We start from the raw sequence: 19,603 nt of genomic DNA, 5'->3' as shown, positions 1-19,603 counted from the left end.
TATATCATTCAATTTTTTCTCATTTCAATAAAACGCTTACACAAAAGAGACATGCCAGGTAACATATGGCACTTAATTCTTTTCATGCCACTATTTATCTGAATGCCTTTTTTTATTCTGTCATTTCGCAGCTTAATTCTCTAATCCTACATCATCCAAACACTTTAAAATCAGTCGGTGAAATCCCCACATACTTGCGGAATTGTTTGTAGAAATATCCGGTCTCCCAATACCCTACATTCCGGGCGATCTCATGAACCTTCAGATTGGAATTGCGTAATTGCTCCTTCGCACGTTCAATCCGGTATTTATTGAGGTATTCAGCAAACGTCTCACCTGTCTCCTTATGAAACAATTGCCCCAGATATACGGGATGCAAATGATAATGGGCTCCTAGCAGCTTCAAGGAGAGCTCGTCTGCGTAATGTTTGTCGATATGCTGAAGCACCTGATTCACGATCGGATTTTTCAAATCCTGTAGCAAGGATTGAATGGTCTTTAGACCCACCTGCTGAATGGCTAACACCAGTTCATCAAAGGTATCACTATCTAATACAAGACGAAGCCCCTCTTGATACATCGCCGTTTCATCCGAATGTTTAATCGCCTCTAGCTCCATTTTGAAACGAATAACTACTTCCAATGCGGTATTCTGAAGCTCCCCTGGCGTAAGTCCATCACGGTGTTGTTCAAAATCTGTGCGAATGCGGTTAGCAAGCTGTTCGACATTGCGGGACAGAATAAGCTTGGCATAATCCCTCCAATCAATAAAGAACGTAGCCGCCTGATTTCCACATTTGTCTAACACGGCATAATCAATAATTTTCAGATCAGGATAGATCATGACATACTGAAGTGCTGTCTTGGCATCTGCATAACTGGACGGTGCATGATATAACCCTTGCATCAATCGTCCCATCCCTATTCGCAGTGCAGGATGTGTTACCGAGATCGCTTCATATAGTTCCTTTATCCTCTCCATCAAGCTCTGCTCATCATCTCCATCAACATTGGCGACAATGACAATATCTCCATCTATATCATGAAACACGCTGAAATAAGGCTTATCCCTTAGCAACTGCTCTACTTGTTCAAATACGTCTGAGGTTGGCCCTTGATCCTTATTACGCAGGATAGCAACGGCAACATTTGACGCTCCCAGCGAAATGTTCATAAACCGGGCACGTTCCTCAAATTCAGTATCTGCAATCTGTCCTGTTAACCAGCGGTGCAGGATATTGTCCTTCAGAATCTGGATACCATAGGCATCATTATTTAGTTTAGGTGAAACGGCACGATCTAGTTTGGAAGCCGTATTGGCCAGTGTCGATTCCAATTCTTCCACATTAATTGGTTTAAGCAAATAATTCTCAATGCCAAGTTTCATGCCTTCTTTTAAGTATTCGAATTCATTGAAACCACTGAGAATAATCACTTTAACCTCAGGCTGCAGTCGTCTTGCTTCGCGAATTAGATCTAAGCCATTCATCATGGGCATCGATATATCCGTAATGAGAATGTCCACAGATTGAGAAGATAGTGTTTCGAGGGCTGCTTGCCCATTACCCGCATGATTCACGATCTCCAACCCAAATGAAGACCAGTCCACAATATCGTATAACCCTTCAATGATGAATGGCTCATCATCTACAATAAATACTTTATACATATTACACACCCTTCCTTTCTGTATGTGGATAACGTACCGTGATTCGTGTCCCTTCTCCTAAAGTGCTCTCTATCGTAATTCCGAACTCGGGCCCGTATAAGTAGCGCAACCGACTATGGACACTTCGCAGTCCAAACATCTGACCTGACTCTTCAGGACGTTCCAACTCTTCCAGAATCTCTGTCAGACGTGAAGACTCAATGCCCTTTCCGTTGTCCCTGACCTCTACCTGTACGATATCGCCCTTCTCTTGCACAACGATGGATAACCGATTGTCCGAGCGTTCTGTGCGAATTCCATGAACGACATAATTTTCAATAATTGGCTGTAGAGAAAGCTTGACCACGGGATGCTGATAAAAAATAGAATCCATCTGGATTGTATAGATGAATATATCCTTGTAGCGGATACGAAACAGCTCCAGATATAAACGGCAAGCCTCCATCTCATCTTTCAATGTGTAATTTTTCTTCTGTTGAACCAAGCTCTTGAATAGTACAGATAGACTGTAGATCATCTCACCCACATCTCTAGCCCCCTGAGATATGGCTCTCATCCGAATGACTTCAAGCGTATTATAGAGAAAATGCGGATTAATACGTGCCTGTAGCGCGACGAGCTCGGTCTCCTTCTGTTTGATCTCAGCTTTGTACACTCGCTCAATATATAGGTTAAGCTCGTCCAACATATCGTTGAAGCTATGCGAAATTTGCCCAAGCTCATCATCCCTTGCATCATCAATACGCGCTTGCAAATTCCCGTATTTTACTTTTTGGGTGAAGCGAATAATCCGCCGGGTACGCTTCGCAAAGTTGATAATGAAAAATGCCGGAACGAGTACAGCGAATAAAAGACATACGATACTAATGGAGACGATGGTATTTCGAATACCCGCATAGGCTTCAGCCATTTCTTCCACAGGAACCGTGCCAATGACGACATAGCCCTGATCTGCCGAGACGAACTTATTGACATACATGTTCTGCTCTTTTTTCATCTCGTCCATATCTGTCTGGTCAAACAGTGAATCAGCCATATTCACATAAGGGTACTTCTTCCCGTAATAATTGTTATTGGAGTCAAATAACACTGTGCCTTTGGCTGATAGCACCACGATGTCTCCCTTTAGATTGCTGTCATAGTTATCGAGCGCATTACCGATTCCTTTTGAATCATAGAACACGAGAAACTGCCCGAGATTACGAAGCGTATGCGAGTCATTAATCGGAACACGAATGGCATACAGCGCAGGATCCCATTGCTTGATCTCTTTACGAATCCATAGATTCGGGGCACTGATATTAGGCGTCTCCATCGCCATCACGTCAGGGATGTAAGAGTGAGCAGCATTGGTACTCAGCTTGCGGAACTGCTTGTTTTGATTAAAGACAGACAGATCCTGCTGCTCAGCACTGTATAACATCAGATGATTAATCTCTGCATTGCGATCCATGATATTCTGAAAATGCTTAAGCACATCTGCCGAATAATCATCTTGATTGGCATAATAACCATTCGTTAAATGTTGAACATACTCCGCATATGTGTGGTTCATCAGGTAGGTGATATTGGTGGATAATGCCTCATTCTGATGCATGTCCCTCACCATGTTTTGCACTGCTTCAAATTGCTGATGAATGGTTCGATCCACATGCTCCATCGCGGCTTTCTGAATGGCCAGCTCCCGGCGAATGGTCGAATCAGATACAGATAGAAAGATAAGATAAGACAGCGTTATGATCGTAACAATCGAAATCATCGAGAAGATTAACAGCATTTTCATAAACATATTATTTTTGAAGAAATTATTGTAAACGCTAACAATTTTCAACTCACGGGTTCCCTCCGATGCTGTTTTTCTGTATTGAATTATATCATTCGCCCCCTCACATAGACCGAACACCTTGAACTTTTCTTTAATTTATACATGTGTTTCTTTAATTTCGCCCTATTTGAAAACGCTTTTATACACTATCGTTAACCAGTAAGTTTAGCTTTCTGTAAAAGAAAGCCTTACATTCATCCCACTTGAAGGAGGAACAGCATGACACGTAAAATCAAACCGAAAGGCTTCATGCCCAAAGTAACGTCCATGATGCTCACAACTGCACTGCTCGGACAGGTTCTAGCCTCGTCTGTGTATGCAGGAGACACGCTCCCTTATACTGGCGAAAGTGCCAAGGGGGTTAATCAGCCCTATCAGCATGGGTATACCGCTGCTCAGATTCTGAACTGGACACCCGAAAGTGATATCTATGGAGAACTACTTCGTGCCCATGTTCCCTTGCAACCGCGGAATGAGGCATTTGCTGCCACACAAGCTTATCCCGAGCTTAATCCAGACACCCAACTATTCACGATGAGTGGTGATTATGGTAATGCTTTCTTTGATAGCACGCCATATACCAACGAATTCAGTCAATACCTCTTTAATTATTGGCAATATACGGACTACTACAGCTACTGGCACGGCATGGCGTCAGCTGGAGTTCCTGAAGAGTTATACGACCCAAGCAAGGAATGGACGGAAAAGTATTTTGAATTTGGCATTCTGAACATTCCCAACCCAGCTTACACCAACGCAGCTCACAAGAATGGCGTGAAGTCCATTGCCAACATCTTTTTCTCCGATAATGACCGCGGCCCTCAGACTTATAAACAAATGCTGATCCAAGACGAAAATGGTAACTTCCCTGTAGCTGAGAAATTAGCCGAGATGGCGGAATACTACAACTATGACGGATATTTCTTCAATCAGGAGGAGGTTGCCCGTGGTGTAGCTCCAGAGGATATCCCATCGTACAAAAAATTCATGAAGTATCTAAGAGATCAAGGTTTATATGTGCAGTGGTACGATTCCACTATTAATACGACCGGCAAAATTCAATATCAGAACGAATTTAACGGACTCAACAGTCCCTTTGTCCAAGATTCGATTCTAGGTAGAGTCTCTGATTCAATCTTTTTGAATTATGTGTGGAACCACAATATGCTTCGCGATTCACGAGACCATGCCATCAGCCTAGGACTTGACCCACTAGAAACAGTATTCGCTGGTGTTGAAGGTGGACATGACAAGTTTGGACGCTGGAAGCAATCCTATGATCTACGTAACAACTTGGATGAGAACGGTCAACCGATGAACAGCATTGCAACCTTAGGTGCGGACTTCACCCATAACGCTCTAGATGAAGAGATGGGCGACGGTAGCACCAATCATCGGGCAGAGGATGAGTACCAATGGATGACCTTTGTTCGTGATCGTGCTTGGTGGTCTGGCCCGAATCAGGATCCTACGAATGCACGACGCAACGCCACAGCTAACCTATCGGATGTGTATGCATCTGGTGCCAACTGGGATGGTATTGCCGCATACCTTACAGAGCGCTCCGTCATCGACGGCTCCAACTTTGCAACCAGCTTCAATACTGGGCATGGCCTACAATATTATCTGAATGGTGCTGTATCCAATGATAAAGAGTGGTCCAACATCAACATTCAGGACATTCCTGTCACCTGGCAATGGTGGATGGATAGTCAGGGCAGCAAACTCAGTGTAGATTTCGACTATGGTCCAACCTATGAAAAAGGCGCTAGATATAACTATGACGCCATTGGCGCATTCAAAGGTGGCAGCTCTCTTGTGGTAAACGGTACACTCAGCGCAGACAACTTCCTTCGTCTGTATAAGACTGATCTGTCCGTCAACGCGCAATCGAAACTGGAATTGACATATAACAAGCCGTCTACTGATGATGCTTCCTCTCTACGCGTAGGGTTAATCTTCCAAGACGCACCCGAGAACGTAGTCTACGTTAATGTGCCTAATTCGGGTAAACGTACCGCAGGCTGGGAGACTGTTTCACTGGATTTAAATGCATATCAAGGTAAGACGATTGCCGCTTTCGGACTTTCCTTTGATCCGAACCATACAACAATTGAAAATTATCAGATGAACATTGGTCAGATCCGAATTACTGACGGTTCAGCGATTGTACCCGACGCTCCTACTGGCTTCCATATTACCAAAGCATTAACCAATACCGATGAACTGGTCGTCGCATGGGATATGAAGGACTATTCAGAGGTCAAGCAATACAATATATATGAAAATGGTACATTTGTTGGCGGTGTTTATGATTCCACGTTTTACATTAAATCACTTCAACAGCGGTCTGGTGAACTATCCATACGAGCTGTAGGGGCAGACGGTACCGAGAGTGAAGCAGCCGTTCTACCTTATAATTTAAATACTGCAGTTCAAGATATTGACGTGAAGTTCCAGTCGAATGGTGATGCTATCGTTAGCTGGAAGAAACCTAAGAAATCTAAAGGTAATGATCCCATCAAGCTTACACTGGAAACGGAATATACCAATGAACCTTTTACTAAGACACTCCAAATTAGAAATAGCAAACCGTCTGCCAAACTGACAGGACTTCCGACCAATGGTGAACATTACGTATTAAATATCGCCGTTGGCGATCATGCTCCGGTAACCTATACTGGTAAACTGGCAGATCTCCAGGTTACCCCATACCCCAAAGATAAAGTTACGATAAAAGAAGGCAAATACACACTTGCCCTGCCTGACTTGGAGGACTGGTACAAAATCTATGTGTATGAAAATGGGGTAGCACGTGAATTCGGAGTCACTTATGTTACGCAGAAGTTCCCGTATATCATTCGGGGCAGAACGAAGCTCAGTGAACTGACCTTCACCCCTTCATCCAGTAGTAGCTCATTGAAGCTGGTTATTGAAGACTACGCAGGTAATCAGGCGACAACAATTCTGAGGTAGCATGATATGAGATTGTCTGAGATATACTTCGAGCACCCTGTATAACGAGAGAAAACATACAGCCCTTCACTTCGATCAGGAAGTTGAAGGGCTGTATGTTTTGCTCTTATATTAGGCGGTTCCTCTCACGAGGAATCTGCCTTTATATTATCCTGTTATGAAGTGCCTTTTTGTTTATTCGCCTGCATCTGCTGAGCGAACCTCATCATCTCTTCAAATTCTTCCTCAGACACGGCATCGCCGTCGGCTGTCATGTCTTGCACAATCGGAATTTCCGGCTTGGCTTTGGCTCCTTTGCCGTATGTACGGGTACGGGTTCCAGCTGCACCAGCAGTCTGCTTGCCTTTCACCTTCGACTGATCGCGAATATATTGAACCGCCTTCTCGTACGAATTCACTTGCTTCAGCAACATGTTGGACGCGATGGCCTCAACAAAATTACGGTTGATCCGTTGCTCACCGCCAGAAACAAGAAGCTGCATCAAGTAATGAATCAGTACATTAATGACTTCTCCTGGCAATTTGTAGCTTAGATCAATTTTCTCAAAAATATCCACTAGATTATCCGGCACGGCTCCAGGAAAGAATGTCTGAAGCAGCCGTGTATATGGTTCGTTACGCAACATCATATTATATTGGTGAATATCACATTTGGTTGCAAATTGTGGAGGGACTTCAACGTAATACTCCATCTGCACCACGTGCTCTACAGGTGGTTCCTCCGAATCATTCTGCTGTTCTGGCTCATCCATATGCTGGCGAAGTGCAACGACCTTCGCTGCCTGCACGGTCTGCTGTTCCTGACGTTTCTTCGTCTGTCTGAACATCAAGCTCGCCCTATGCTGAAGATCATCCAGAAGTAGCTGTCCCTGTGGACTGAAGATATCATCTTCATCCAATAAACGGCATACATCCTGCACACTGAGATTAAACTTGTTCACAACATAATTCACAATGCCAAGCTGTTCATGATCAAACCTCAGTTTCTCCACATGACGCCGATTCACGGATTCGCGTGGAAAACGTAAAATAATGTCGGCATAATTCAAGCTGTTCTCTTCTGCAGCAAGGGTTGTCCCGCTACGCTGAGCCGAAGTAGATACTTCGGACAAGGCTTGCTCTAACTCATAATCAATAACATGAGTATTGAGTTCAAATATATCGTAAAAAGGTACGGAAATATTCTCTTTATTCGCTGCCGGATAAGGCGCATCCCCATTCTCTACTGCCGAGAATCCAGAACGTAGGGAAAGCACGGCAAACTTGCCAATTTTGTCACGAAGTAGCAGTGTCAAATGCTGTGTACGGAAAAATTCCGAGGGCGAAAGTGGTGGCTGTAGCTCATATTCATAGATGTAATCATCATTTTCCGGAATATATAAACGCGAGGTCTGAAGCAGACCTACTGCTTCCAATTTGGAAGCTTGTTCGATCAAATATTTACGCCCCTTCTCACTGGGCTCAAGCCCGAGCGTCATGAACAATCTTCGTTGTTGTTCAAGGGGGGAATAGCCAACCTGTTCACCGGGAAGATGCTGAAATAACAGTCGATACAAGCCAACCGCAAAGGCACCTACCATAGGCTGGTACGCTCCGGTAAGCATACGGTCATCCAGGGCACTAAGTCCAAACTCCCTGTATACGCAGTATCGATGATGTTCAGTATAATGCAGCAGATTCTTCATGCGCATGGCTTGATCTCCTTCTCCCCAAAAGTCATGTTCAAATATATGTTCAAAAGCGGATCTTTCGAACAACGCCAAAAGTGGTGTTTATCTATTCTATCACAAATATAGAATGATCAAATGTTCAAAAACAGGTAAAAAACGAACCCATTCTCGCTCCGTTTCGTCCTACGTCGACATCATTCACGTTTTCGTAGAGTTGCTAGAATAATATAAAAATCAAATGGTGACAATACAAACGAACATCTTGAGAACATGCTCTTCCATGTATATGGAGTTGTCTCCCTTCACTATTCCACTTTTTTAGCCAAGCCAAAAAGCCCCACCTTTCGCCCACGTAAGCGGTTACGACAAAGGTCAGAGCTTTTCATCTACATCCGTATTCAACGCTTCCTGATCGTTCTCTAAAACAACATCTCTTAGAACATTTTGTACCCGCCTAGACGGAGTTTACGTATGGTCCAACCGCTGATGACCGCTCCAGCAAGTCCAGCCACACCTGTAAGATAATCTACGATCTGAAATGATCCTAGATGTGACGTAAGCGGCACAGTCTGATCCCATAACGAATACACGACTATAGGCAGAATGACGATCACAAACAAGTATGAGGGAAACCAGGTTGTCTTCATCAACATATTCAGAATGAAACCGATCCCGAACATCATTACGAAAAATAATACCATTAATACCAGCACAGGTATAAACTGCATCGGGTGACGTTCACCTCATCTTTCGGCCGACTCGTGTTACTGTCTAACTCGTAGTTAGTTTACCGTAAAAAATGTGGCGAAGCAACGAACTTTCTGGACAAATTTTCCTATCTTCACGCTCTGTTCATTTGCCCTTCTGCTTCTTGTTGGGATACAATGTAAACGATTAAGAACTTAACCATCCCTTATTATGCGCGTTCAAAGCAGACTTTTGAGCAACCTCTTATAGGGATTTGGAAATATATTCTGCAGGAGGAACAATACCCATGAACGAAGCAGCATCAACTCTGGAGGGCTGGTACGCCCTGCATGATTTCAGATCTATTAACTGGGCCGCTTGGAAAGCAGCCGACGACGAGGAGCGCGCTGTCGCTCTGGACGAGCTTCAAGAATTTTGGAAAGAATGGAAAGAGGTCGAGGATTCATCCAAAGGCAGCACCGTCGTGTATACCGTTGTTGGACAAAAAGCTGACCTGGTCATGATGCACCTGCGTGAGACACTGGAAGACCTGAAGGCCGTTGAAAATGCGTTCAACAAAACGATGTTCGCTCAATATACGACCAAATCTTATTCCTATGTCAGCGTAGTTGAGCTTAGTAACTACCTCGGCAAGGAAGGCGAAGATCCAATGCAGAACCCAGAGATCATCGCTCGCCTAAAACCTGTCCTGCCACAACGCCAATATATCTGCTTCTATCCAATGAACAAAAAACGCGAGTTGAATGATAACTGGTATATGCTGTCCATGGATGAGCGCCGTACGATGATGCGCAGTCACGGCATGATTGGTCGCAGCTATGCGGGCAAAGTTAAACAAATTATTACCGGTTCCGTCGGATTTGACGATTGGGAATGGGGCGTTACCCTGTTTGCGGACGATGCATTGCAATTCAAGAAACTCGTTTACGAGATGCGGTTTGATGAAGTAAGTGCTCGTTATGGTGAATTCGGCTCCTTCTATGTTGGTAGTCTGCTGAATGAGTCATCACTGGAAGATATGTTGAAACTGTAAAACACACAAAGCACCGCGAAGCCATCCTTCATCAGAATGGAACGCGGTGCTTTTATTTCTTACTCGTAACGGTTGTAAACTACACTATTCAATCCTCATCATCAACCGCTTTCAATGACTCCAGAAACTCAGCCGTTGCACGATCTCGGTCTCGGCTCTTCTCCTTCAGGCGCTCGATTGCAGGTAGTATAAGAATATCTACTTCTTTTTGCACGATATAGGCTAGATCATACTGATTCTGATCCTCCAGATAACCCCCAACCTGCATTAAGGCGTTATACCGATCCAGCTCATCACGTGTTAATAGCCCTCGAACTTGAACACTGCAATGTCTCATCCAAAGAACCGCCCTTTCTTCAGAACCAGGGGAATACCACCAATAATTAACAAATATCGGAGATCGACCAGCTTCTTCAGCTGTGCTGCCTTCCAGCCTTTATATTTCTTTCCGCCCACAACAGCGATTGCTTCACCTTTTCCTAGGGATGCCACCGTACCTTTGCTCGTAAATACAAAAGGCTGCCGCTCTTTTTTGCGAATGGCTGCAACGACGTTAATTGCACAGTTTACTCCCTGCTGCATTGCAATCTGAGCTGTCGGAGGATAAGGACGTCCTTCCTTGTTGAATACCAGCGAGTTGTCTCCTATCACATAGACATCCTCATGACCAGGTGCACGCAGATATTCATCCACTTTCACGCGTCCACGCATAACTTCAAGACCTGCCTGCTCCAACAACGCATTCCCTCGAATACCACCCGTCCAAACGACGGTAGCAGCATCGATCTTTTCCCCTTCGCCGACAATAACGCCGTCAGGTAGACACTGTTTGATCGGAACGCCGATCTTGAAGGTAACTCCTTTTTTCTTCAGCACGTTCATTGCATGTTCGACAAGTTCCGGATCGAAGCCCGGTAGAGCCGAAGGCGCTGCTTCCACATTATAAATGTGCACATTTTTGGGATTCACGTCGAATTCCTTGCACAACTTAGGGATACGATCCGCAAGCTCAGCTACGAATTCGACACCACTGAAGCCTGCCCCACCTACAACGAAATTGATTCGATTACGTTTGTTGTCATTTTTGTACATGGCAAATTGATACTCAATATGCTCACGGATCAATCTGACCGAGTTAATGCTACGAATAGTCATTGCATGATCCAGCATACCTGGAATGCCAAACGTCTCCGGTTCACCGCCTAGACCAATAATGAGGTAATCATAGGATAATGTACCGTCCTCTAAAATGATCTTGCGATCCTGTAAACGAATCTCTTTCACATTCGATTTGACCAAATCAATTTTGAATTCATCGATCAGCTTCGAAATGGAAACCCTTGCGTGTTCAATTGTATCTGTACCGGCTGCCGGCATATGTAGATGTGTAGTTATATAATGATAATCATGCCGATTCACTAATGTGACGTCGGCCTCGTTATAATTTAATTCTTTCTGAAGCCTTTGGGCTGTCAGGATTCCGCCATAACCCGCGCCAAGGATGACGATTTTGGGAATACTGCTCATGTCTTTACCCCTTCCGGTTTCGCTCGCATCAGCCATTCGTGTGGATCATTACAACATGCATTTAATTAAAAATATGGATGAGGTCTTATCCATTATGACGACAAATGTTAACTTCGCGAATTTATTTGAATTTTTACTCCAGCATTCTACAACAATTTATATTGTCATGCGAAAATTGTATTTTAAATGGAATAACCACTCATGAAGCTCCACAAAATTGTGAAATTATACACAAGATTCAACATGTTGTACTTATTCTTCAACTCACAAAAAAAAGAAGATTTATATTAGACAAAAAAACACATAGTACAGGTCAAGGATATCTGTATTTCTGGTAAAGATCAAGGGTTTTTTTGTTATTTTTCATAACCTTTCATTTCCAATTTCACCCTATTCTCATGTGATCTTCATCATTTCTTCTCAGATTAGTGATGCAGCTAACTTTGCAACCCAGAATACACCGTTTATAATAGGAAAGACAGTTCGGTACCTACGCTGGTTACAATATGTATCGTGCATATTTCTTCCTGCTAACTACCTATTAAAATACGAAAGGTGTTGTTGATTGTTGACTGCACAAACTAACGGTCATGAAATGACTGATTTACTTATTATTGGTGGCGGCCCTGCAGGACTATTCGCCGCATTTTATGGTGGAATGCGTCAAGCTTCCGTTACTCTGGTTGAAAGTATGCCCCAGCTTGGTGGACAACTTGCAGCTTTGTATCCGGAAAAGTACATCTATGATGTGGCTGGATTCCCGAAAGTCACTGCTCAAGAACTCGTAAACAACCTGATTGAGCAAATGAGTCACTTCAACCCGAATATCCGCCTTGAAGAAAAAGTGGTATCCGTGGAGAAAAAAGCAGAACAGCATTTCATCGTAAAAACCGATGAGAATGAATATCACGCGAAAGCTGTTATCATTACAGCAGGTGTAGGTGCATTTGAACCACGTCGTCTGGAGCTTGAAGGCGCTGCGAAGTTCGAAAAAACGAACCTGCACTACTTCATCAGCGATCTGAACGCCTTTGCTGGCAAAAAAGTGCTCATCAGTGGTGGCGGAGACTCCGCTGTAGACTGGGCACTTATGCTCGAGCCGATCGCAGAGCAAGTAACTCTGATCCATCGTCGTGATAAATTCCGTGCACACGAGCACAGTGTAGAGAACCTCATGAACTCTAAGGTTAATGTGGTTACACCTACCGAGATCACTGAGCTTCATGGAGATGAAACGATCACTAAGGTTACGCTTGCTCATGTCAAAACGAAGGAAACTCAAGAAATCGAAGTAGACGATGTTATCGTTAATTTCGGCTTTGTGTCCTCCCTCGGTCCAATCGCAGAATGGGGTATTGAGATTGATAGCAATTCCATCGTAGTTGACTCACGGATGGAAACATCGATCCCAGGTATCTTCGCAGCTGGCGACATCACAACGTACCCTGGTAAGCTTAAACTGATTGCTGTAGGATTTGGCGAAGCGCCAACAGCAGTCAATAACGCCAAGGTATACTTCGATCCAGATGCTAAATTGTCCCCAGGACATAGCAGTAATATGAAACGCTAATTCCATTCAGACAGACCAAATAGATCAAGTTCAAAAAGGATCGTTATCCTTACTGAGAAGCACTAGGGTAATTGCGGACTTTTTGAATAACATAAAAGCTACAAAAAAGGGTATCTTACTCCTGAACACTACATATTCAGGAGGGATACCCTTGTCTTATATATGCCCGCTGTGTAACGGTCTGGTTGTACCGGAGCAGGCTTGTCCCCACTGCCTTCAGGGACTATCAGAATGCGGCAAATTAAACGACTACACCGGACCATATAGTCCTTATGCGACTTCAATTACTTCCAGCACTTCAGATGAAGAAGGAAGCAGTTGCATTCATCTCATGTACTGTCACCACTGTCAGACAGGCACTTTACAACCTGTCGCAATGTGGGACATGTCCGGAAACCTGTAAACATTGCCTGCAATGAGGATCTCTAGTGAAGAATGGCAGATACGTCAGTACCCAGTTTGCGCTTATGAATTTCTGCCAAAAGCAGCGCGATGAAATCTCTCTCGAGATCAAGTTCAATCGCCTTATGGTAGGAATCCAACAACATCTCATCGGATAACATAGCCATTTCCCGCCACAACCTTTCCTTTATTTTCCTCAAAACTATCATATCAGAGATTCATATAGAGAACAAGCGTTCTGTTATCCACAAGGTTTTGTGGAAATCCTGTGCATAGTTTGTTGATAAATGGTGAAAATGTTGATTAAACAACGTGGATAATGTGGATAGTATTTATGCACAGGATTTGTCCGTTTCTACCAGAACGTTTAACATCGAATTTTTTTGGCAATAATTCATAGTTTCAGGAGTAGTTGCGTGTACTTTACCCGAAGTGATGTCATTTCAAACGTTTTCTGACAGTTTTATCTATTAATATTATCGGGTTCACATTTGGATTTATTTAGTGTTTTTCACAATTCACTGGGGTCTGGTATTCACTTCAAGAATCCATATCTTTCCGCTGTAATCTAGACCGTAATCAAACCCAAGCTGTCCTACCCCTGGAAATTGAACTTCCATAATACGTGTACATGTGAGGGTTAAAGCACGCATTTCACGGCGTTTATGTCTGCTCGAGATATGAGGGAGTGACATCTGTAATGCCCTTCTGCCAGACAGCATGGTTCCTCCCTTGCTTATATTGGTAACGCACAGCCCTGGACGAGCCAAACGTCCCACTACTGCTCGGAAAACCCAGCCTCGTTTGGTCTTAACTACTTTCACCCTGTAATCTACAGGTCTACCTTGAATCGTAGCTAAATGGATTCCTTGTTGAATCAAGTATCTGCGTTTAGCTTTTACTCGCATTAGAGAACGATACATCTGACCGTAGTTGGTAAATGATCTTGTTACTTTCATATGGGTATAACGATAACTTCCTCCGCTTGTGGATACTCTGATTACACCGTAACCTCCTCCACCCACAATCGGTTTAATATATACCATGCCATAACGGCCAAGCATAAGTTGTAGATTTCTTGCATTGAACGCCATCGTCTGTGGAATATGAACGGCTGCTACTGGATATTTCAATAGGGCTGCTGTCTTTAGCCACTTGCTCGCAAGTTGTCTCGACATCGATTGATCTCCTTTCCTGTGCCATGGTTCTTCTTTATACATACTCAACAGGAGACCTCTTTTCTTGGATGTCTGTCCAAGGCTAAGGCCCCTTTTGTAGTGAAAAAGTCTATAGGCTTGTTCAAATGAATGTTCAAAAAGGACGGTTTTCAGTACCGAGAAGATGGGATGAAGCTAGAAATGGAGTAGCGGAGCGTAGGCAGGACTACGTGAGCAACTACATGTTTCCGAAGGAAACAAGCTTCGTAAGCAGCCCGCTTATTTCGGCTGAATTCCATATTCGATGCTGAGATGCCTTCAGGCATTCTTCGTAATCAAAAGCGGACTTTTTGAACAACCTCTTCAAGGAAACGAACAGACGCCCGGGTTGCTTTTCAAACGCTTCAATCTGTCGTATGCTACTAAAGAATGGTTTAGCAAGGCTTAAATATGAGGGTCTAAGGAGCGTTCAGAAGAAAATGGAGTCATTTTTCAAATCACTATATGGCGTAGCTTATGTTGCAATGTCCATCGTTCTGGTAGCTGTAACTATACTGCTGTTTGTAACAGGCATTCGACTGTTTATGAAGAAACGTAACCGCGGCTTTGCCCTAAGCTGTATTCTATTTGCTTGTTTTATCGTCTTCATCATTGTTGTCATGCTAACTACGCCCTTCTCCGCCACGCCTCCAGGCTCACCGGAAGCTTTGGCTGCCCTGCTTCATTTCGGGTAGATCACCTCTAATAGAAGGAGATGCATATGAAAGAAAACGAAACGCTTGGCATTATCGATATTGGCTCGAACTCGATCCGTCTCGTCATCTACGAACTGGATCAAGATGGAGCATACCGGAATATCCATGAAGATAAATATGCTGCTCGCCTGAGCAATGCAGTTGAAGCAAACGGACAGATTCATCGTCCTTCATTGGATAAGGCTATTACCGTTTTGAAGCAATTCAAAGCGAAATGTGAAGCATTCCAAACCAATCGTATCCGTGCCGCGGCTACTGCAGCTATTCGTAATGCTACGAATGCTCAAGAGATTATCGGGTGGATCGAACAGGAAACAGGACTTGAAGTTGAATGTGTATCCGGAGATCAAGAGGCCTATTATGGATTCCTTGGGGTCATCCAGTCCATTGATCTGGCTGATGGTTATGTCGTGGATATTGGCGGCGGCAGTACAGAGATCACAGTATTTCGAGACAGAAAAAGACTACATAGCATCTCCCTTCCCATCGGTGCTGTTAACTCCTATGCACGCTATGGTGGCGAGGATACTTGGTCAAACGATCATATTGAGGCACTATGTAATCAAGTTGCTGAGGCACTAAGCGAACATGATTGGGTAAGACAGCATCCCGGACTTCCCTTAATCGGTCTTGGTGGCACCATGCGTACTTTGGCCAAAATTGAGCAAAAGCGAACACAATATTCGTTGCCTGTAAGCCATCACTACGAGATCAGCGCTGCTTCTATGGATAACATGTGCAAATCCCTGCCTCATCTCACTTCAGCACAGCGCAAAAAGGTACCGGGTCTAGCCAAGGACCGAGCAGATATCATCGTTCCAGGCATTCTTATTTTACGTACGGTCTTCGATATGATCCAAGGGGATCATTATGTGGTTAGTGGAGCAGGCTTGCGTGACGGAATCCTTCGAGATTTGATGTCACCGCTATGTCCTGAAGCACCTAATGCACTGGAAATCAGCGTTCGTAATTTCATCCATTTTGGCCCCCCGGTTCCTGAGAAGCACCTGAAACGCGTGCATCAGGATGCGGTTGTTCTATACCGTGCCTTAAAGGGTGAAGCTCCAGAACCAGCGGATGCACGGATTCTATATACAGCCTCCATGCTGCATGGCGCAGGTAAGCAGATCAATTATTTCCGGTATACCCAGCACTCCTCCTATTGGATTATGAATGCAGGGATTTACGGACTTTCTCACCGAGAGACGGTGCTGACTGCAATTGCAGCTGATTACCACCCCAAAAAAAGAACGCCCCAATTGCTGAATAAGCATAAGGACATTCTAAATGATTCAGATGAGCGTCATGCCCATCGACTCGGCTCGATTTTACGTGCATCGGAAGCCATTAATCGCTCAGAGAGTATCTCTGCTGTTACGGCCACGACAAAAAACGGCTCGCTGCAGATGCATTTCATCTGTGCAGCAGAGCCGTTAATGGAACTTAGCGGTCTAGAAGACGCCCTCAAAGATCTGGAAGAGGCTTGGGGAGTTACGTCAGTATACTCCATTCAGCAGGCTTCCAAGGAATAATACCCATTGCCTCCGTCTGACTTCTCAGCGGGGGTTTTTCGTTTTTTACAAATACATAGTTACCGCCAGGCATAAGCTCTCTAGCCTTGACGTTATCGTTAAGAGATAAGTTCAGAATGTCGACCAGCATTCGCTTCAGTTCAGGATCAAACACCGGACACATCAATTCAATTCTACGTTGCAGATTCCGTGTCATCCAATCCGCACTGGAGAGAAATACATCCGGGTTGCCGGCGTTCTCAAAATAGAACAACCTCGAGTGCTCCAAGAAACGGTCTACAATACTAATCACGCGAATATTCTCACTCAGCCCCTCTACCCCAGGGCGTAAACAACATACGCCGCGCACAATGAGGTCAATCTGCACACCAGCTTGAGATGCAATGTACAACTCATCAATCATATCCTGGTGAGAAAGTGAGTTGATTTTGGCAATGATTCGAGCCTTGCGCCCCTGCTGAGCATGTTCTCTCTCTCGGCGAATCAGGGCAAAGAGCTCATCCTTCATGCCGTCCGGCGCCACTCTAAATGCTTGTAATGCCTTAGGTCCAGAATATCCCGTAATTTCATTAAATAGTCCTGACGCATCCTCACCAATGATCGGATTGGATGTGAACAGCCCTACATCTGTATATACTTTGGCGGTACTCTCGTTATAGTTACCTGTTCCAACGTGAACATAACGTCGTACGCCATGTTGTTCTCTTCGCACCACAAGAATAATCTTGGCATGGGTCTTCAAACCAACTAGTCCATAGACGACGTGACACCCTGCCTTCTCCAGCTTACGAGCCCAAGCAATGTTACGTTCTTCATCGAAGCGAGCCTTCAACTCTACAACGACCGTAACCTGCTTTCCACTCTCTGCCGCTAAAGCTAGCGCTGGTATTAAGCGAGAATCACCGTTAACCCGATATAATGTCATTTTGATCGCCATTACTTTTGGATCTTCCGAAGCTTCCAATATAAAGTCGGTAACAGGCTCAAACGATTCATAAGGATGATGAACAAGTACATCCCGTCTGCGCAATAATTCAAAATGGCTTTCACGTGGAAGGAACTCAGGCGGATACACCGGTTTGACAGGGCTATATTTCAGATGGGTGAATCCTTCCAAACTATCCACAAATCCAGCCAGGAAACTTAGGTCTAGTGGTCCATCAATCTCGTATACCGGATCTTGGATCTCGAATTCTTCCTGCAACTCATCCAGGGCATCTTGTCTAAAATCCTTGCAGACTTCCAGTCGTACCGGTGATCCCCGGCGTCTACGCCGCAGTTCTTTCTCAATCGCTTCAAGTAAATCCTCAGCCTCTTCTTCATTAATGGATAAATCCGCATTACGAGTTACCCGGAACTCTTGTACAGCAAGCGGTACATATCCGCTGAAGAGCGTATGAATATGATGCTTGATTAGATCTTCAATCAGAATGAACGTTTTCTTTTTACTATTGGCTCGAAGTGGAATAGGCACAACCCGTGGCAGATTAGAAGGTACCTGAACAATCGCCAAGAACGGCTCGTCCTCTTGCTCCCCTTCCTTCTGCAGCATCACGGACAGATATACCGATTTATTGTGTACCAATGGAAACGGACGACTCTGGTCAATTGCCATTGGGGTTAATACAGGAAAAATGATCTCGTGATAATACTGATCCATCGCACGCTGCTGCGTCGCATTCAGATCAATATATTCTTGTAAAACGACACCTTTTTTGGCGAGGAGACGAATGAGCTCCCGATAGGTTTTATACTGCTCGGTAACCATCGCTCCAGTTCGTTTAATCAGTCTTCGATATAAACCAGCAGGGGTATACCCTGAGAAATCTTTTTGCGTAAATCCAGCTTTGATCTTTTCTTTGGTCTCTGCTACCCTTACACTCATGAACTCGTCCAGATTGCTGGCGACAATACCGAGAAATCTTAAACGCTCCAATAAAGGAGTTGTCTGATCTTGAGCCTCTTGAAGTACACGTCGATTGAATTCGACCCAACTTAAATCACGGTTAACATAGTTGCCTGTTTTGATATCTCTATGCATGAATGCCCCTCCGAATATGTTGCATATCAATCCTTGGTTAGATGTTCTTCACTAATTGTACTATCCGTGATTGGATATAAGCGTCAGCGCAATGTAAATGCAGTGTAAAATTTATGTAAATGATACCTGATTAACCGAACTTTTTCCATCCCTTTACAAAGATCAGCAGACAGAGTAAAGTGATGACAGTGTGAAATAGGTCGGCAACTGTCCTCTTATAAATAAGCATATCTTAAAGGAGTATATAATGAAATCGAACAAACCAAGAACGTTACAAAAAAATATAGAATTTTTCACTGCAGCCCTCTCCCAATGTGTCGTAACAGCATGGCAGGAGGATCCAGCAGGCGTATACTGTGAGGTTGGCCGGGGAATCGTCGAACGCATCGGTGAAGAGAGCGTACGTATCCGCAATGATAATGGTACGAAGAGTCATTATGCGCGCGATATTACGATGTTCCAAACGGAGAAATAAAGCTTCGTTGAATGAGTTACCACTGCATTGCTAATGGTGTCATTAGGCACCTTCGTGAGCCATAGCAGATATTTGGAATATTTCCTAAAAAAAGATGAAAAAAAGACTAGCTTTCCGAAACAAAGTATTGTATACTCTTGCCACAAGGAAAGGAGGTGCGTCAACATTTCTAATCACATGTTGAACGTGTCCCTTACCCGATCCACTAGCTCAAAATAAAAGAGCCTAGTTGGAGGCGCGGGATACGGATCAATGTTTCAAAA

Annotated in this window: 16 protein-coding genes; 7 read left to right on the top strand and 9 right to left on the bottom strand. The window is 44.1% G+C overall.

Annotation, left to right across the window (positions count from 1 at the left end):
* Positions 1 to 151: 151 nt before the first annotated feature.
* Both ASD24_RS26700 and ASD24_RS26695 read right to left on the bottom strand, forming a co-directional pair.
* Entirely contained in the window at positions 152 to 1,669 is a 1,518-nt protein-coding gene (locus ASD24_RS26700; RefSeq protein ID WP_056702418.1) for a response regulator transcription factor, read from the bottom strand.
* 1 nt (position 1,670) lies between these two features.
* Positions 1,671 to 3,500, bottom strand: a complete 1,830-nt coding sequence (locus tag ASD24_RS26695; protein WP_056702415.1) for a sensor histidine kinase — start codon at positions 3,498 to 3,500, stop codon at positions 1,671 to 1,673.
* A gap of 213 nt (positions 3,501 to 3,713) precedes the next feature.
* On the opposite strand from ASD24_RS26695, the gene ASD24_RS26690 reads away from it, so the two are divergent.
* Entirely contained in the window at positions 3,714 to 6,470 is a 2,757-nt protein-coding gene (locus tag ASD24_RS26690; RefSeq protein WP_056702412.1) for an endo-beta-N-acetylglucosaminidase, read from the top strand.
* 155 nt (positions 6,471 to 6,625) lie between these two features.
* Here ASD24_RS26690 and ASD24_RS26685 read toward each other — a convergent pair whose 3' ends face one another.
* Both ASD24_RS26685 and ASD24_RS26680 read right to left on the bottom strand, forming a co-directional pair.
* Positions 6,626 to 8,161 (bottom strand): hypothetical protein, encoded by a 1,536-nt coding sequence (locus tag ASD24_RS26685; RefSeq protein ID WP_056702409.1) that lies wholly within the window; start codon positions 8,159 to 8,161, stop codon positions 6,626 to 6,628.
* 413 nt (positions 8,162 to 8,574) lie between these two features.
* Positions 8,575 to 8,868, bottom strand: coding sequence for a YuiB family protein (locus tag ASD24_RS26680; protein WP_056702407.1), 294 nt, complete (start codon positions 8,866 to 8,868; stop codon positions 8,575 to 8,577).
* A 266-nt stretch (positions 8,869 to 9,134) separates the two neighbouring features.
* Between ASD24_RS26680 and hemQ the strand changes: the two genes are divergently transcribed.
* Positions 9,135 to 9,881 (top strand): hydrogen peroxide-dependent heme synthase, encoded by a 747-nt coding sequence (gene hemQ / locus ASD24_RS26675; RefSeq protein WP_056702405.1) that lies wholly within the window; start codon positions 9,135 to 9,137, stop codon positions 9,879 to 9,881.
* Between the two features lie 88 nt (positions 9,882 to 9,969).
* Here hemQ and ASD24_RS26670 read toward each other — a convergent pair whose 3' ends face one another.
* Both ASD24_RS26670 and ASD24_RS26665 read right to left on the bottom strand, forming a co-directional pair.
* A complete protein-coding gene (locus ASD24_RS26670; RefSeq protein WP_056702403.1) occupies positions 9,970 to 10,218 on the bottom strand; it encodes a hypothetical protein in 249 nt (82 codons plus the stop codon).
* On the bottom strand, positions 10,215 to 11,408 hold the full coding sequence (locus ASD24_RS26665) for an NAD(P)/FAD-dependent oxidoreductase (protein WP_056702401.1): 1,194 nt from the start codon (positions 11,406 to 11,408) through the stop codon (positions 10,215 to 10,217). The genes ASD24_RS26670 and ASD24_RS26665 overlap by 4 nt, the downstream gene beginning before the upstream one ends.
* Before the next feature lie 568 nt (positions 11,409 to 11,976).
* Between ASD24_RS26665 and ASD24_RS26660 the strand changes: the two genes are divergently transcribed.
* Both ASD24_RS26660 and ASD24_RS30085 read left to right on the top strand, forming a co-directional pair.
* Positions 11,977 to 12,978 carry an NAD(P)/FAD-dependent oxidoreductase gene (locus ASD24_RS26660; protein ID WP_056702399.1) on the top strand — a complete coding sequence of 334 codons (1,002 nt, stop codon included), beginning with the start codon at positions 11,977 to 11,979 and terminating at the stop codon, positions 12,976 to 12,978.
* A gap of 151 nt (positions 12,979 to 13,129) precedes the next feature.
* Positions 13,130 to 13,381, top strand: coding sequence for a hypothetical protein (locus ASD24_RS30085; RefSeq protein WP_082560585.1), 252 nt, complete (start codon positions 13,130 to 13,132; stop codon positions 13,379 to 13,381).
* Between the two features lie 22 nt (positions 13,382 to 13,403).
* Here ASD24_RS30085 and ASD24_RS26655 read toward each other — a convergent pair whose 3' ends face one another.
* Positions 13,404 to 13,547 (bottom strand): sporulation histidine kinase inhibitor Sda, encoded by a 144-nt coding sequence (locus tag ASD24_RS26655; RefSeq protein WP_024632651.1) that lies wholly within the window; start codon positions 13,545 to 13,547, stop codon positions 13,404 to 13,406.
* Between the two features lie 351 nt (positions 13,548 to 13,898).
* The gene (locus ASD24_RS26650; protein WP_056702396.1) at positions 13,899 to 14,558 is read right to left on the bottom strand and encodes a YheC/YheD family protein; all 660 of its coding nucleotides are present in this window, start codon (positions 14,556 to 14,558) and stop codon (positions 13,899 to 13,901) included.
* A 458-nt stretch (positions 14,559 to 15,016) separates the two neighbouring features.
* Between ASD24_RS26650 and ASD24_RS26645 the strand changes: the two genes are divergently transcribed.
* Complete coding sequence (locus ASD24_RS26645) at positions 15,017 to 15,271, top strand: hypothetical protein (protein WP_056702393.1); 255 nt, start codon at positions 15,017 to 15,019, stop codon at positions 15,269 to 15,271.
* A 26-nt stretch (positions 15,272 to 15,297) separates the two neighbouring features.
* Positions 15,298 to 16,824, top strand: coding sequence for a Ppx/GppA phosphatase family protein (locus ASD24_RS26640; RefSeq protein WP_056702385.1), 1,527 nt, complete (start codon positions 15,298 to 15,300; stop codon positions 16,822 to 16,824).
* On the opposite strand, the gene ppk1 is transcribed toward ASD24_RS26640, so the two are convergent.
* Positions 16,784 to 18,865, bottom strand: a complete 2,082-nt coding sequence (gene ppk1 / locus ASD24_RS26635) for a polyphosphate kinase 1 (RefSeq protein WP_056702382.1) — start codon at positions 18,863 to 18,865, stop codon at positions 16,784 to 16,786. The genes ASD24_RS26640 and ppk1 overlap by 41 nt on opposite strands.
* Before the next feature lie 247 nt (positions 18,866 to 19,112).
* Between ppk1 and ASD24_RS26630 the strand changes: the two genes are divergently transcribed.
* Positions 19,113 to 19,340 (top strand): hypothetical protein, encoded by a 228-nt coding sequence (locus tag ASD24_RS26630; RefSeq protein WP_056702379.1) that lies wholly within the window; start codon positions 19,113 to 19,115, stop codon positions 19,338 to 19,340.
* The last annotated feature ends 263 nt before the right edge of the window (positions 19,341 to 19,603 follow it).

This window comes from Paenibacillus sp. Root52 (assembly GCF_001426865.1).
GTDB lineage: Bacteria > Bacillota > Bacilli > Paenibacillales > Paenibacillaceae > Paenibacillus.
The sequence above is the reverse complement of the archived record's forward strand: the minus strand, read 5'-3'. Positions and strand labels throughout refer to the sequence as shown.

Bases quoted from the DNA above. Each gene is read 5' to 3' on its own strand.
- ASD24_RS26700 (WP_056702418.1), bottom strand. From the start codon at position 1,669: ATGTATAAAGTATTTATTGTAGATGATGAGCCATTCATCATTGAAGGG.
- ASD24_RS26690 (WP_056702412.1), top strand. From the start codon at position 3,714: ATGACACGTAAAATCAAACCGAAAGGCTTCATGCCCAAAGTAACGTCC.
- ASD24_RS26685 (WP_056702409.1), bottom strand. From the start codon at position 8,161: ATGCGCATGAAGAATCTGCTGCATTATACTGAACATCATCGATACTGC.
- ASD24_RS26680 (WP_056702407.1), bottom strand. From the start codon at position 8,868: ATGCAGTTTATACCTGTGCTGGTATTAATGGTATTATTTTTCGTAATG.
- hemQ (WP_056702405.1), top strand. From the start codon at position 9,135: ATGAACGAAGCAGCATCAACTCTGGAGGGCTGGTACGCCCTGCATGAT.
- ASD24_RS26670 (WP_056702403.1), bottom strand. From the start codon at position 10,218: ATGAGACATTGCAGTGTTCAAGTTCGAGGGCTATTAACACGTGATGAG.
- ASD24_RS26665 (WP_056702401.1), bottom strand. From the start codon at position 11,408: ATGAGCAGTATTCCCAAAATCGTCATCCTTGGCGCGGGTTATGGCGGA.
- ASD24_RS26655 (WP_024632651.1), bottom strand. From the start codon at position 13,547: ATGGCTATGTTATCCGATGAGATGTTGTTGGATTCCTACCATAAGGCG.
- ASD24_RS26650 (WP_056702396.1), bottom strand. From the start codon at position 14,558: ATGTCGAGACAACTTGCGAGCAAGTGGCTAAAGACAGCAGCCCTATTG.
- ASD24_RS26645 (WP_056702393.1), top strand. From the start codon at position 15,017: ATGGAGTCATTTTTCAAATCACTATATGGCGTAGCTTATGTTGCAATG.
- ASD24_RS26640 (WP_056702385.1), top strand. From the start codon at position 15,298: ATGAAAGAAAACGAAACGCTTGGCATTATCGATATTGGCTCGAACTCG.
- ppk1 (WP_056702382.1), bottom strand. From the start codon at position 18,865: ATGCATAGAGATATCAAAACAGGCAACTATGTTAACCGTGATTTAAGT.
- ASD24_RS26630 (WP_056702379.1), top strand. From the start codon at position 19,113: ATGAAATCGAACAAACCAAGAACGTTACAAAAAAATATAGAATTTTTC.